Here is a 15,231-nt window from a genome sequence, read left to right on the forward strand (position 1 = left end):
GGGGGATCATCCATGAAACCAATTGTTAGAGAACACATCCAACAGCTCGACGTATCGCTAGGTGGCGGTATCGTCAGTGAGAAAATCCGGGTCGATACGATCGACAATCCGATACTCATTATCGGTCTGGGCGGCACAGGGATCGATGCCCTGCTACGTCTGAAATATCAGATCAATCGTCGCTTCCGTCTGCCGGAGGATCCGGTAACGAAGAAGAAGCAAGAAAAACCAAGTAACGTCGAGTTTCTTGCGTTTGAAACGAATGAGCAAGATCGCAACAAAAAATACAAGGGCATCGGTCTGGATCCGCATAACGAGTTTGTACTGTTGTCTAATCCAGAGATCGGTGGACTGCTGCAAAACCGCAGCCTGTTAGAGCCATACATTACCGAATGGCTGTCTCCAGAAATGAGCATTACTGATGGCATGAACGGTGCGGCTGGTGTGCGTCAGGCAGGACGCCTGTTGCTATTCACCAAGATCAATCAGGTCGTACAGAGCATCGATAAAAAGATCAAAACATTGTCTGTCGGTACGAACAAAAAGCTGATGGTTTTCCTGCTGACTGGTCTGTCCGGTGGTACAGGTAGTGGCTCATTCCTCGATATCTCGTATATCGTACGCGGCATCGTAGAGCGTGACTTCGGCTCTGCCGGTATTGACCGTCTGAATATGCTTGGTTATCTGTTCACGCCAGACGTGAATCTGTCGAACAAAAGCTTGAGCGAGCACACCCGCGAATATATTCGCAAAAACGGTTATGCCGCGCTCAAGGAGCTGGACTACTGGATGAACGTGGACGCGCGTGGTGAACGGTTCAAGCAGCAATATGGCAGCATCCTGAACGTCAATTCGCCATTGCCACCATTTAACCTGTGTCACCTGATCTCGGCGACCAATACGGAAGGCAAGCTACTAGAAAATGCATATGATTACTGCATGAATGTCACCGCCGAGAATATTACGAACTTTATGGCGAGTGAGGAAAAAGCATCCGGTGAAGAGTTTGCGATCCATGACTATATTAGTAACATCCGTACGAATATCGCGCAGATGAACCGCGCGTATCCGGCGAACTATGAATACAACATCATCGGTGCATCGTCTGCGGTACTGCCGATTGAAGAAATGACCACGTATCTGGCGTATCGTCTATTCCAGAAGATGGACAAAATGTTCGATAAGGCACCGGATCAGGAAGCGGTAGAGAACTTTGCCCGCAAGCTGGGTGTCGATCTGGATACGATGACCAAAACCTTTGAATCCCGTGTACCTGAGCCATTGCCAGGCTTTGAGAACAGCGAGCGTTTGAGCTATAACAATGTAGTGAAAATGCAGGCGGTCAGTCTGGATACCGAGCTGGAGCAGACATTTCTTACTCGTGCGCGTGAGGAATATATCAAAGCGAAGCAGCAGCTGCCAGGTGAGATTGTCGGTCAATTTTCCGACCAGATTCGCCGGATGTTCCTGCATCCAGAGCAAGGGCCGTTCTATGTATCCCGTTTGCTCTATACCGAGCATGGCTTCAGCCTGCTGAAAATGCTGCTGTCTTATATTGAGACACTGCGTGAGAGTCTAACTCGTATTCCACGTGATATCGAATCCGCAGCCGAATATGCGAACGATCGTCTGGGCGATGCGAAGAGTGCCTTTGTTTCTAAGGATAAAAAGAAAAATGTGTACGTGGAAGCGAAGATCGACGAGTACTGGCTACGTGCAGATGTTGAGCGTACGCAGCAAATGATCGAATTCTACGAGGATCTATATCAGCTGCTGAATCGTGAAAATAACCGTATTTACGGTGTATTCACCGAGGTATTGAACGCGCTCAGCTCGATTTTCGAGAAAAATGGCGAGCTGCTCACCAGCGGTAACGAGCAGGAAGATCATCGCGGAAATAAAACGTACTACTGGAATCTGGTCAGCGTGCCGGACATTTCCAAGGCGGTCAGCGACATTATGGACAGCAAAGATGGCGATGATCTGATTCGTGACTTTGCGACTCAGCTGCTTGATCATTCCGATCAATGGGTGAAGGAAAATGAAGTCGACATCGTGCGCTCCATTTCCGATTTCCTGAGCGACAAGTTCGGCGATCTGATCACACGCTCGATGGAGGACTTCCTTGTGATGAAATACGGCGAGGATGAGCCGATTGAGAAGTTCGTGGAGCGTCAAATTGCCAGCCGTCTGGATGATGATGCGGTGCCGGTGTTCCACCTGAGCAACAGCGCAGGTAATCTTCACTTCCCATCATGGGGCTTTGTGTCCGTACCGGTACAGGCGCCAAGCATTCTGCGCGGTATTCGCAACTACCAGAACAACGCGATTGGCAAATCGCATTTTACAATCAAGGAAAGTCAGGTCAAAAACCGTATCTTCTGGCTGAACACACGTAACGGTGTGCCGCTGTTTGTGTACACACCGCTGAAGGTGTATGAAGAAAACTATGAGCGTACGATTCTGGATCGCGAGGGCGTAGGTCGCCACCTGGTGATGACCGAGAAGGAAAACTGGACGTATCTGCCATCGCCAATCCCTGAACGCTCATGGGGTGAGACGTATGTGAATACACGTGTGCAGACGTATAATGCGCGTGTTCGTAACGATTTTAACCGTGCACGTCAGCTCGGCATTATCGTTGAGAAGGATGTAGATCAGAATACGAGCAGTCGCTTTGCAGTACGCTTTAGTCAGCCGTTTGATCTGGAAGCGGTATTGAATAGCTATGATCTGCGTCTGGATGCTGCACGCCCGAATCTGGGTGAAGTGAAGCGTGCGCTGGTGGAGCTGCGTCGCCTGCTGAGCGAAGGCTTGCCGCTGGAAGCATCACGCGACATTTTCAATAGCTATAATGAAGAGCTTGCATCTGACAACCTAATTCGTTCGCCGAAAATGATTGAGCGTCTGCGTCAGGAGCTGGCGAAGTATGATTCGATTCAAGCGAAGATTACCGAGCTGGAAAGTATGCTTGGTCGTCATGAGGGCGAGGAAAAGCTGATCGATCAATTCGTACAGGCACTGTATACCGATACGATTACGAAAAAGGGTGCACTGTTTGTCTATGATCGTGATGAGGAAGAAGAGGCATGGGAGCCATTCGTCAATCTGATGAAAACGAAAAATATCGTCGAATTTGAGATTTTCGAAAGCTTCCGTCAACTGGATGAGAGAAGCCGCGCTGTGCTGATGCGTAAAGCAGATCGCCGCGACAATGAGCTGACCTCGTCTGAGGATGTGACGCCACTGCTGAACAAGCTGGATGAGCTATATGAAACGTATCTGGAAGCACGCGATCGTCTGGAATATGAACGTGTCGAGCTGGTTAACGGTGATGAAGCATACCAGTTCTACAAGCAAATGGTTTCCAAATTAAACGATCTGCGCCGGAAGCTGAAATAAGATGAATAAACGGCTGCTCTCATTCGCAGAAGCCTACGCGGCTGCTGAGGAAAAAACAGCCGGACAGGGAGACGGGCGGAGCAGTATTCACTACCCCGCCGTTTTCCTGTTTATCGGGGATCGATTGCAGGATGCTGCGGATCATATCCGCAGTGTGAATGCACGCAAATGGGATAATGGAGCTGGCGTGATGTATGTGGAGGTACAGCCCGAAGGGTCTGTCTCCGCCTCTACTCACCGGGAGGAGCATCCCCAGCTACTGGTCTCCCGTTTGTCCGTACCCGATCCGGAACGCTCCACTGCGAAAACGCGCCGTCCCGATTGGGCACGGCATTTTCGCGAGGAAGCCAGTCATTTGTTAGAGCTGAACCGGGTATTCCGTCAGGCGGCTCGGCGGCTGGCTGATTTTGGACGGATGTACTCGTCGTTTGATCGGCTGCATCTGTCAGTCGTGACACGAGTAGAAGACCCGATGAATGTGCTTGTGCCACAGATTGCCTTACTGGCACGCTCGATTCTCGGTCAATCGTTCAAGTCAGTACAGATGGATCTATATGTGCTTGTGCATGAAGGCGAGCAGGAGGAGAACTTCGGTTATGCTAGCTCGGCAGGTATTGCTTTTCTGCATGAGGTAGAGCTGATGCAGCGTGATGATTATCGTTTGAGTGCGCCGCTTCAGCGTACTGAGGATGGGCTCGCTGTGATGGTACATCATGCAGCAGCACCGTTATTCGAGCTCGTCTACATGCTGTCGGATCGTAATGAGCGAGGGGTATCGGTCAATGGTGGCATTGCCAGCAATTACGATATCATTTGCCGGATTAGCCTGCTGAAAAATCGGCAGCGCACGGATATTGGTCATGATCATAGTTTGCAAGGTTCTGATTACAACAATATGGCGTTTCGCAACAATATCCGAACTGCCGATGGTACACAGGGATTGATCTCTGCGGGCTTTGCGCGTGTAAGACGCCCGGATGAGGCAATTGCACTCACAGTGCTGGAGAACTTCTTCCTGGGCATCGTGCAGCGTATGAAGCAGGAGCCGACGCTGGGTACACATGAGCGCGAGCAGTTACTCGGTATCGATGAAGGAGCCATGGATCGGCGAGTAGATGCGTTCATTCCTGATGAATCCAGACTGGAGGACATGAATGGGCTGATGACGCGCTCGGTCAGCTTCTCCGCGCTACGCTCGATGAGCCTGCGCGAAGCAGAGCAGGCACTATTCGAGCAGGGTGGCGATGACTTTTTCCGTCAAAACTATGAACAGGAAACGGAACGCCGACTGAATAGCTGGAATGTCGAGCATGAGTTTCGCACCGGAATGGATGAGCGGCTGAAAGGGCGCAGTGATGTGCACTTTTACCAGCTTGCTGCCTGGACGGAGGAAAATCATCCGGCGAGTCTGTGGCCGCTACTACATGGCCGGATTCGTGATCTGAATATAGCGATCGAGCAGGCAAGGCAGGATCTGGATACATGGTATGCCAGCCGTGCAGACGATCTTTCTTTTCAAAAGCTGCCGTTTATGGACAAGCATAATGTGCGTGGATTGACGCGTGCGCTGATTGCTACGATCTATCCGCATAAGCTGTATATTTTACGACTACAAACCAAGCTCAAGCTGTATCGTCGCTGGGAAGAGCAATTGCTGGCACTGCATCGCGGCTGTATGCTGCTTGTGCAGCAGATGGATGAGCTGGGAGCAGAGCTGCATAGTGCGGCGGCGGCAAGCCTGCGGATGGCGGATGATTATATCGGGCAAAATGTATCGGATTATTATAGTCGTCTCACAGCCGAAGCGATGCTGGAGGTAGAGGATAAGCGCGGAGTGGATGCCTTTTTCGAGGAACGTAGTATGGGTGATGTAACGGCATTATTGAAGCAGGGAACGTCCCCACTACTGGAGCGCTTGATCGAGGTATGTCGCCGCGAGCTACTGCCATCGCCAGCGCTATCGCAAACATTCGAGCAGGAGCTATTGAGCCGTGCCAATGTGACGATTGATTATCATAATAAGCAAGCTCTGTCGCAGGAGGATTTGTTTAAGGAGCTGTATCGCACACTGGAGGATCGAGCGACCATTCATATTCGGCTGCTCGATTATACACATAAGCATCGGTATGAGGAAAAGTATATGTTTGGCAATGCAAACGGTGAGTTTGTACGTTATGCCGCAGGTGTGGATCATACGACTCGCATTTATAAAACAGGCTTTGTGCATGAGGATCGTACGAGTGGCGTAGAGAAGCTCAATCTGATGGGCGGCTTCGGCATTACCGATCTGATGTATTATCGCAATGGTCGTACGTATTACGATACGTATGTGGCGAATGGCTATCGTTTTCATGTAGAAGAAGGGCAAGAATAATAGGGAGTAGTACAGGATGATATTCAGAAAGGGGTGAAGCCGAACATGCAGCGAAAGGTCAATTGGCTTCTTGTATTTTTCAGTCTGATCGGTGGAGCGCTTGGATTTATTTTTAGCGAATGGCTGCTTCATTTATATCTGGATCGGATGCCGCGTATCCTGCTGATGGGGATTTATTTTGGCGTGATTAGCTTGATGATCGGGATTTTCTATCTGCTGGCTGAGATGATCTCGCCGAAGCTGAATGGCGCATCATGGCGTCAGCGATATGCGGATATTTCGTGGAAGCTACTCGTACCTGCCACACTCGTGGTGATGCTGGTCGGCGGTATTGCTGCCGAGGCACTGTACCAGCTTGATTTTAACGGAGCGCGTACGGTAAAGGATGTCGTGGTGGTCGTGGATGACTCTGGTAGTATGACCCAGACCGATCCACAGAATCTGCGTTATCAGGCTGTGAAAAACATGGTCAATTCCATGAAGGATGATATGCGTGTCGGCATTATCGAATTTAGCGGGGATGCACGGGTGGCATTGCCACTAACCGAGCTGAATTCGTCTTCACGGCAGCAGATTAATACAGTAATTGATAGCTTGAACATACGAGCAGGGGGAACGAATTTTAATGCTGCCTTGAGCACAACGATGGATCAGATCAAGCAGCAGGAGCAATCCGATCGCGGCGTAACGGTCATTATGCTGTCGGATGGTTATAGCGATCTGGATATGTCGTCCTTACAGCCGTATCGTGATCGCGGGATCGTGGTCAATACGGTCGGTCTGAGCCTTGCGGCAGATGGCGGTCAGAATCTGTTGACCGAGATCGCTTCGCAAACAGGTGGACAATATTATGGCGTGGCGCAGGCAGCCGATCTGACGCAGACGTTCCAGAAAATCTACGATACGCTGGATAAACGCACGCTGGTAACTGAACGCAGCGAGCCGTTTAACAGCAATCTGTATTATCAAATTCTGCATGTGGTGCTTATGATGCTGATCGGTGCCTTGCTCGGTGTCGGATTGGGCTTGATGTTCGACAATCGCTTCCTGGCGCGCAGCTTCGGTATCGGTGGCGGCGTCGGCGGTCTGCTGGCAGGTCTGCTATTAGAATGGGGCATCGGTAAAACAGATTGGTCATGGACAGATAGTGTCGTACGCTTCTTCGCGATCATGCTGATGGCGCTCATTATCTCGCTCTTCACGCTGATCATACCGATCGGTGAGAACAATAAGCGTCTGATTCGTCGCGGCGAAGCACCACCACCGCCTACGCCTTCGGCTGGTTCGCCACGTCGTAGACGTCCAGGTGATGGAGGGCGTACGTTCCAGCGGTAAGGATATGGATATCGATCGGAGTAGATGAAGATAGGAATAGATATCGACATGGATCGGTGCATGAGCTAATCAGCACGTATAGACGATAGATAGCGCTTATCTATGCTAGATGCTTCTTTCAAAGTAACTATGTATCTATACAAGCTATATGAATAGATAAGCTAGAATTACAGCTCCATATAAACGAACAGCATAACTACAGGGCAGGGAGTATTCCTGCCCTGCCATTGTATCTAGCGAGCATTGTTGTGATTGTTATCGTTAGGTATCCGGCGCATTCTAGTTTACAATGAAAAGAAGAAACACGATCTAGCAACATAGACGACATCAAGCAGTGAATGTACAGGAGTAATAAACATATATCAGGTAACGATCATGTTAAATACACGCCTACAGAGGAGGGAGAGGGTGCGATGCGTTATGTGGACGCCGAGCCCGGAGATGAACGGGTTATTCGCGGATTGACTGCTCAGGCAGAGGAGGGCTGGTGTATGCTGCGCTGGTTATGGCCACGCGATGCAGAAGCCGTCTATATCGAAAAGCTAAATAACGGAGAGGAGCAGGGTAGTTCTTCGTTTGCTATGGATCATCGCGATGCCACCACCGCAGAGCATGCCTCGGATTCATTTCCTCCGCACCGCACATTTAAGCTGTACACTCGTGAGGAATACAAAGCGACCAATGGCTACCGCGAGCGATTAGATCATTTTGGCAAGGTGGCGTATCGAGTTCATCTGGCGGTCGAGCAGGATGGCGAGATGGTGCTTGTTCGTCAGCATGATGGTGGTAATCGCGTAGAGCTGAGCGCAGGTAAGGCGAAAATTCGTTATTCCGTTCGTCAGCAAGCAAGCTGGTTCAGTAAACGCAAAACGGTACGGATCGAGGTTCATGCTGAGGTTCCCGTCGAGCGTGATGTGCTCTGCTATGTAAAAAAGGAAGGCGGCTATCCTGCCAGCCGTGAGGATGGTATAGTCTACCCGTTCGCTGAGCCTTTTCGCGCTGGACGTACCGAGCTGCCTGCGATTGAGATTGGCAAAAATGAATATGTGCGTCTCTTTTTTACCGATGGACGTAGGTATGGACAACTGTACGAATTAATTTTGGAGTAGGGGGAAGTTGGGGGATATGAACATTTTCAACTGGTTTAAACGTAAGCCGGAATCCGAACCCAGACCGCTATATTACGATATTGTATGCCCGTATTGCTTTAATAAATTCGAACCGGATGAGGTAGAGTTTCGGGCGAGCCATCACCGTGAGGATGATGAGGATTATGCGCTGCGCGAGGATGCAAGGCTGAATCGTTATCGCGCACGCTTCGGGCTGGATACGATCCATGATATGGAGGCGGTCTTGCGTCCTCAGGATGTACCGGAGGAGCACCGTATTTATTCGGATCAGGTGCTGGTCGGTCTGAATGATCGTTATGGTGAAGTGACGCGTCGCCGTCTGTGCCCGCATTGTCATAATGAGCTGCCCGTAACGGCAGGCAAGGTGCCGAGTAATATCATTTCGATCGTCGGCGCTTCGCAGGTTGGGAAGTCGGTCTATATGACTGCACTCATTCATACGCTGCAAAACTCCACCGCAGATCGTTTTGATGCGGCATGTATGCCACTGACGACGGAGATTAGCCGTAAGTTCCGTATGAACTATGAAGAGCCTTTATTTGAACGTGGCGATCTGCTCGCTTCGACACAGAAGGAGCGGATGCAGGAGCCGTTTATTTTCCAATTTGTATTCCGTGATGAATCCAAGCCACCGCTTACGCTGGTGTTCTTTGATGTAGCGGGTGAAGGTATGGTCGATCAGGACTACCTCGGTCTGCACGGTCAGCATATCAAAAACTCCGCAGGCATTCTGTTCATGGTCGATCCGCTGCAAATTCGTTCGATCCGTGATCGTATCCGCTTGAAGCTGGGTGATACACGGGGAGAATGGGTATCGCGTTATGATGAGCCGCGTGATGTGGTACTGACGCTGTTTAGCGACTTTATCGCCCATCAGGAGGATAGCAAGACCGATATTCCGACCGCAGTCGTGCTGACCAAGAGCGACATGCTGGAATCGCTGCGTGGCGATGATGGCGAGTATATCAAGTCGAACAGTAATATTTTCCATAATGTTGTACACCGTGGACATTTCGATCTGGATGAATATGAAAATATTGATGGCGAGATTCGCCGTTTTATCGAGCGTGTGGATCGTCCATTTAAAGGCACGATGGATGTGTATTTCAAGGATACGGCTTATTTTGCTGTCTCTGCGCTCGGTAGTAATCCGGTCGAGCAGAAGCTGCAAAGTGTCGTGAGCCCGATCCGCGTCGATGAGCCATTTATCTGGCTGATGTACAAACTGAATTATATTGAAGGGAGACGACAGACTTGAATCTAGTTTCGGACGCTCGTATTCAGCAACAGCTGTACACACGCGAGAAGAGCGGAATTTTCCGTACGACAGAAGGCTATGATACAGTCGCTCGTTCTCCCGGTCTTGATCCTTCCTTTATTAAAAAGAATCTTCATCCGTTGTGCGCCTATGATGCTCCTGCGCAGCTACAGGCGCAGGGCGAAAAGGACGCAGCGCTCTACCCGGCAGCACTCCAGCTTGTTCGGCTGGACAACCGCGATATGGTGCTGGGACAGAGCGTATATGTGCCGACTGATTTTACAGGGCTGCGCAGTGCGTTTTTTACACATAACTATGTGGTTCCAGCGATGCGTGGTGAGGAATGGGTGCATCACTATGATCGCTGGCTACATGCCGACTTCCGTGAACAGTATGATACCGATCAGGGAGCAGAGCTGGATGAGCTGGAGGATGTGCCTGTACGCGATACTGCGCCAGCGCTTGATCCGCGTGCGGTATTGAGCGAGCTGGGGCTGGATGAAACGCTATTTCGCCAGCTATTGGGCGCGGTCATGTCCGCGATCCATCGCCATCGCAAAGTATATATTTCGCTGAATGTGCCTGTACGTGAGCTACCTGTACAAGCGAATCGTCTGCTACAGGTGCTGATGCTAGCCTTGCCGTATGCATTCCGTCGTCGGCTGGGCTTCACAACGTATGCGAAGGAACCGGAAAGCCGTAAAGGGATGCAGGTGCTATTCGTAGAGAGTGGCTCGATTCGCGCTGGAGATCGGAATCTGGAGCGAGAGTACATTTTCGACCTGAGTAATGGACGGATTCAGGCAGCACAGGCAGGTAAAGCAGGTCAGCTGTATATCGATTATGCGTGGCAGCATCTGACTCGTCCGGAGAAGCTGAAGGAGCTACAGGAATTCGCTGATCATGGACAGGCAGGGATTGACGCTGCGACCGAAGCACTTCCTGATCCGGCACAATATGACGAATGGACGATTCTGTATCGTGTGGAGCAGGGCGACGAATCGCTGTATACCAGCCATCGTGCGCAAATTCTGCAAGCACTGCTGCGTCATCTGCGTCCAGAAGGTGCGCTGGAAACAGCGATGCGTCTGAATGATCTGTTCCTGTCACGGTTTGATCGCGAATTTGATCGTGTGCGTGCAGGCGAGGTGCCGGAGACGGCAGTCGCAGATGCATTTGCTGATTATTATGAGATTGATCCACAGCATACCGGACGTAAGATCGTAAATTATTTTGTCATTGCTATTCATAATGCAGTTAGTCGCCAGCAAGGAACGGATGTGCAGGCGCTATATGCTTTGTTAGAAAAGAATCCATCGCTGTATGAGGAGTTTCTCAAGCTCGTGGGCAGTCAGCCCAAGCTTGCTGCACAGCTGCTGACACCGCTAATTGAACGCAAGTTCCGTCAGGCAGGCTCAGTAGAGGAAGTGATTCGACTGACTGCCGAGTGGGGAAGTCGGTATCCGCAATTGCTGGAGCTGGATGATTATCGTCTGCAAGCCGGGCAATCATTTACCGAAGCATTGCGGGGTAGTCGCGATATGCTGGCTGAGGCAAGTGAGGTATTCCGTTTACTGGATCGGTTGGAGATGGGCAAGCAGCCGAACGTGAACGAACAGGCGTGGAAGCAGTCAGGTATCGGCGAGCAGATGCGTATTGCAACGGAGCGTATTTTGCTAAGTGAGCTGGAATGGTCGACACTGACGCGAAGTCGTTTGCTACAAGCAGATTTTCTGGGCTATCCATTGCCGAGTGATGAAGATCCATCGAAGGCAGATCGTCGCTTGAATGGTAAGAAGCGTGCGCTTCAGCTGCTATATTGCTGGTTCGATGATAGTGCAACCAGTATGGATGTGGACTGGGTAGAGGAGATGGACAAGCTACCACCTGCTGAGAAGGACGAGGTGCAGAAGCTTGGACGCTCCTGGCTGGGCGAGGATATTCGGAGTGGACGCTTCGAGCGTCTGCCGGTAGCTTTTGCGTATAGCGCTACGGTGAATGATCTGGATTACTCCACACTGGTAGAGGAAGTGCGGAAGCAGGCATCATCGGAGCAGACGATGTATGACTTTTTTGCATGGTCAGAGGGTCAGCCTGCCTTTATGATGTCCGGTGAAGTTGCTGCGGGCGAACGTCGACGTGAGCGCTCATCCGAGCGTGGCGAGGATCGTAGCCGAGAAAGTAGCAGCTCGCGTGGCAAAGGTGGCAGGCCGCGCTTCGTACCTGCATATGAAGCGGCTATTTTAGCCTATTTCCGTAAGCATGATCGGGAAGCGTTCCGACACAGTCCGCTCAAGCAGGGGGCACCCGCGAACAAGCCTGCACTGGCAGCGGTATATGATCGTGTCAGAGACGAGCTGGCTACGCCATGGCAAAAATGGCTGCGCCGCAATCGTCGTCGCTTGCCTATGCTCGTCGTGGTAGGACTGCTCGCCATTGGTGCAGTAGGTGGCTTGTCCGTGTATCTTGTCAATGTGTTTGGCGGCGGCAATCAGACGGTAGCGACCGTCCCACAAACGAATACACCACAGAAGCCTGCTATTAACCCGGATGACTTGCCAGATGTACTGGTGACAGTCAGTGGTGCTAATGGTGGAACTTCCTCTGGTACGGATGGGCAATCCTCTGGCAATGACAATGCAGATCGTGCAGACACAGAGGGAAGCACGGCTTCCAATACGGTAGCTTCGGCGTCCACAGCGCCAACGATCACGCTCGCGTCCTCGTCTGCGACAGGAACAACAGGTAAGGGAACAGGAGATAGCTCCAATTCCAGTGGCAACAGCTCCGACAGGGGAACAGATACCGATGCTGCGGGTGCAACGAATGCGGAAGCTGGCACAACTGGAGCCGAAGCAGCACGCCTTGTATTTCATTTTAAAATGATGGAACCATGCGTTGCCTTCGAGCCGAAAAAAGCGACATTACTGCTCAAAGATGGTCAGCAGATCAATTATGAAAAGCTGGATCCACAGATGTCCTGTAGTACATCGGAATCGAGCGATTCGAAGACAGATGGAGCAACAGGTACGACTTCCAATGGTGAGTCGACATCGAGTAATGATTCGACAGGCATGGAGACGTCCAAAGGAACAGACACGGGCTCAGCAACATCTGCCAGTGAGACATCCTCCGGTGCTACAGACAAATCGAACACATCTTCTTCGACATCAACAGGAAATCCATCCACCGAGTCGAGTACAGGTACGTCTTCATCTACTACATCCGGTACATCGGATACAAGTAGCGAGGAGGGCGGGGCTACAGCACCAGCTTCGCTCACGCTGACAACAGATGAGCTACAACAGGTGTATCCATACGAAGTGAGTCTCGCTTTACCAGCGAAGACGAATATCGATAATCTGCAAAGCATTCGTATTGGTGATGTGGACTACATCATCACAGCATTATCTACAGTAACGACAGATAGCACCAATTAAGCTACACCGATCGCCCGCTCTTCTTTTATGAAAAGCGGGCTATTGGCACATCACCATGCTTGTTCTCATAAGGAGTGTGACACCGATGCAGGAACAACAGTGTCGACCTATTATTGGCTTGCTGATCGGCTGGGAGATTGAGCCCGCTATGCTCAAGGCATGTGCATTAGCCGCAGCCAGTCTGCATGCAGATTTTTATTACTTTTTCCCTGTCGGTGTAGATGAGCAGCGTCGTCGAATTACGGGCTTTCAATTCATTGAGGGGCAATGGGAAAAGGGAGAATTTCCGTATCCTGATGTGGTGTACGATCGTATGCGCCGCCGTGAGGTGAAAGGCTTTACCGAGGTGTATCGCAAGCTGGGAAATGTGCCATTCACCCATACGCTACGCGGCAGATGGGGACGCAAGACGGTCATTTATAACATGCTGCGCAAGGATGAGGCACTGCGAAAGTATCTGATCCCCTTTCAAACGCTACGCGATGCAGATGCTGGACTGGCGTTCATTTTCAAATATCGCTCTGTGATCCTCAAAGCGGATAAAGGAGCTTCTGGCAGAGGCACCTTTGTCGTACACGTAAAGGACGATTGGATCGAGGTGTCGGATCAGGAGTATACGCATCGGATGAATGAGGCGCAGTTATTGGAGCTATTGCAGATGCTGCTTCCGCAAAGGTATTGCTTGCAGCAGCTTGTAGAGAGCGTTACAGCAGAGGGATTTCCTTTTAATATTCGTGTGCATGTGGCCAAGGATGGCAAAGGGGAATGGACGGTAGCCTTCTGTGCTCCCTCGCTCTCGCTGCACCCATCGATTCGGGTAACGAACAGTGAGCATGCGTTTCGTGTCGCTCCAACATGGGAATTATTTTTGGCGAGGCAACTTCAGGAGAAGCCGGGTGGCAGCACCGATCGCCATATTCATCGTTATGCGATCCAGCTGGCGCAGTTTATGGAAGAGCAGCTACAGGGCGGCTTTCATGAAGTAGGGCTGGATATCGGTTTGAATGAGGCGGGAGGTATCCGGTTATTTGAAGCAGGGCTCGGTATTCCTTCGACGGTCTTTCATTTTGTGGAAATTGCGCTTCCGGCGATGGCATACAGTCTGCGTATCGCTGCGGGGGCGGAGCCAGAGCCAACAGCTCCATAAAAACATATAGCGTCCTCTCTATCGATTGATCTATCATGATGATAATAGATAGGAAGAGGAGCAGTTATGAAAGGGTGGGGAAAGGATGCCAACGGAAAGGCGGCGTCTGGCAATCGGCTTGCTGATTGGCTGGAAGGTCGAGCCTGAGCTATTGATTGCCAATGCGCTCGTAGCCGCAAGCTATGATGCAGACTTTTTTTATTTTTATCCAGCTGGAGTAGATGAGCAGCAGCGCCGGATTCGCGGTCATCGTCTGGAGCTGGGCGAGTGGGTGGAGCAGGAATTTGCGTATCCTGATGTGATCTATGATCGTATGCGGCGGCGCGGTATCAAAAAGTACGAAGATGTATATCGTAAGCTGGAGACGATTCCATTTACCCATACGCTGCGCGGCATGTCCGTGCATAAGACGGTTGCGTACAATATGCTGCGCAAGGATGAGGAGCTAAAAACGTATCTGATCCCTTTTCAGACGCTACGGGAGGCGGCGAAAGGGCTGGCGTTTATCCATAAGCATGGCCGGGTAATCGCCAAGCCAGATAGAGGCACCTCGGGGAAAGGCGCGTTCACGATTGGTATAGAGGGTAATGAATTTGAAGTGTTCGATCAGCAGTATGCCCATCGGATGAATGAGACGCAAATGCTGGAATTCCTGGAAATGCTCATTCGTGAAAAGTATTGTCTGCAAAAGCTCGTAACGAGTGTGACGAAGCAGGGACTTCCTTTTCATATCCGTGTGCATCTTGCCAAAAACGGTCAGAATGAATGGGTAGTCGCCTTCTGTGCCGTCTGGATTTCGTCCGAGCCGCATAGCAAGGTGACGAACAGCAAGCATACCTTTCAGATGACGACCACATGGAACCGCTTTTTGAAGCATCAGTTTGATGAGGATGTGGGCGGTGCAACCGAGCAACGGATTCATCAGTATGCGCTAAGGCTCGCACAATTTATGGAGCAGCAGCTAGATGGACGCCTGCATGAGATCGGTCTGGATCTGGGAATGGATGCAGACCATCGTATTCAGCTATTCGAGGTCGGTGCAGGCGTACCGTCATCTATGTTTCAATTTGTAGAAATGGCACGTCCAGCAATTGCATACAGCCTGTATGTAGCTACACATTCCTGACCTACACAGAAGAAGGCAA

At 50.8% G+C, this 15,231-nt stretch carries 8 protein-coding genes; all 8 read left to right on the forward strand.

The window, feature by feature from the left end:
- Positions 1-12 precede the first annotated feature (12 nt).
- The 8 genes from SK066_RS01490 (at position 13) to SK066_RS01525 (ending at position 15,212) form a co-directional block, all read left to right on the forward strand.
- Positions 13-3,402 carry a tubulin-like doman-containing protein gene (locus SK066_RS01490; protein WP_320543361.1) on the forward strand — a complete coding sequence of 1,130 codons (3,390 nt, stop codon included), beginning with the start codon at positions 13-15 and terminating at the stop codon, positions 3,400-3,402.
- Between the two features lies 1 nt (position 3,403).
- Positions 3,404-5,776 carry a transcription initiation factor TFIID gene (locus tag SK066_RS01495; RefSeq protein ID WP_320543362.1) on the forward strand — a complete coding sequence of 791 codons (2,373 nt, stop codon included), beginning with the start codon at positions 3,404-3,406 and terminating at the stop codon, positions 5,774-5,776.
- A 45-nt stretch (positions 5,777-5,821) separates the two neighbouring features.
- Complete coding sequence (locus SK066_RS01500) at positions 5,822-7,111, forward strand: vWA domain-containing protein (RefSeq protein ID WP_320543363.1); 1,290 nt, start codon at positions 5,822-5,824, stop codon at positions 7,109-7,111.
- Between the two features lie 413 nt (positions 7,112-7,524).
- On the forward strand, positions 7,525-8,220 hold the full coding sequence (locus SK066_RS01505; RefSeq protein ID WP_320543364.1) for a beta-mannanase: 696 nt from the start codon (positions 7,525-7,527) through the stop codon (positions 8,218-8,220).
- A gap of 16 nt (positions 8,221-8,236) precedes the next feature.
- A complete protein-coding gene (locus SK066_RS01510) occupies positions 8,237-9,499 on the forward strand; it encodes a TRAFAC clade GTPase domain-containing protein (RefSeq protein ID WP_320543365.1) in 1,263 nt (420 codons plus the stop codon).
- A complete protein-coding gene (locus SK066_RS01515; RefSeq protein ID WP_320543366.1) occupies positions 9,496-12,939 on the forward strand; it encodes a GAP1-N2 domain-containing protein in 3,444 nt (1,147 codons plus the stop codon). Before SK066_RS01510 ends, SK066_RS01515 begins: the two co-directional genes overlap by 4 nt.
- An 85-nt stretch (positions 12,940-13,024) precedes the next feature.
- Positions 13,025-14,086 (forward strand): YheC/YheD family protein, encoded by a 1,062-nt coding sequence (locus SK066_RS01520; RefSeq protein ID WP_320543367.1) that lies wholly within the window; start codon positions 13,025-13,027, stop codon positions 14,084-14,086.
- Between the two features lie 85 nt (positions 14,087-14,171).
- Complete coding sequence (locus SK066_RS01525) at positions 14,172-15,212, forward strand: YheC/YheD family protein (RefSeq protein ID WP_320543368.1); 1,041 nt, start codon at positions 14,172-14,174, stop codon at positions 15,210-15,212.
- The last annotated feature ends 19 nt before the right edge of the window (positions 15,213-15,231 follow it).

This window comes from Paenibacillus hunanensis (genome assembly GCF_034055775.1).
GTDB classification, from domain to species: Bacteria; Bacillota; Bacilli; order Paenibacillales; family Paenibacillaceae; genus Saccharibacillus; species Saccharibacillus hunanensis.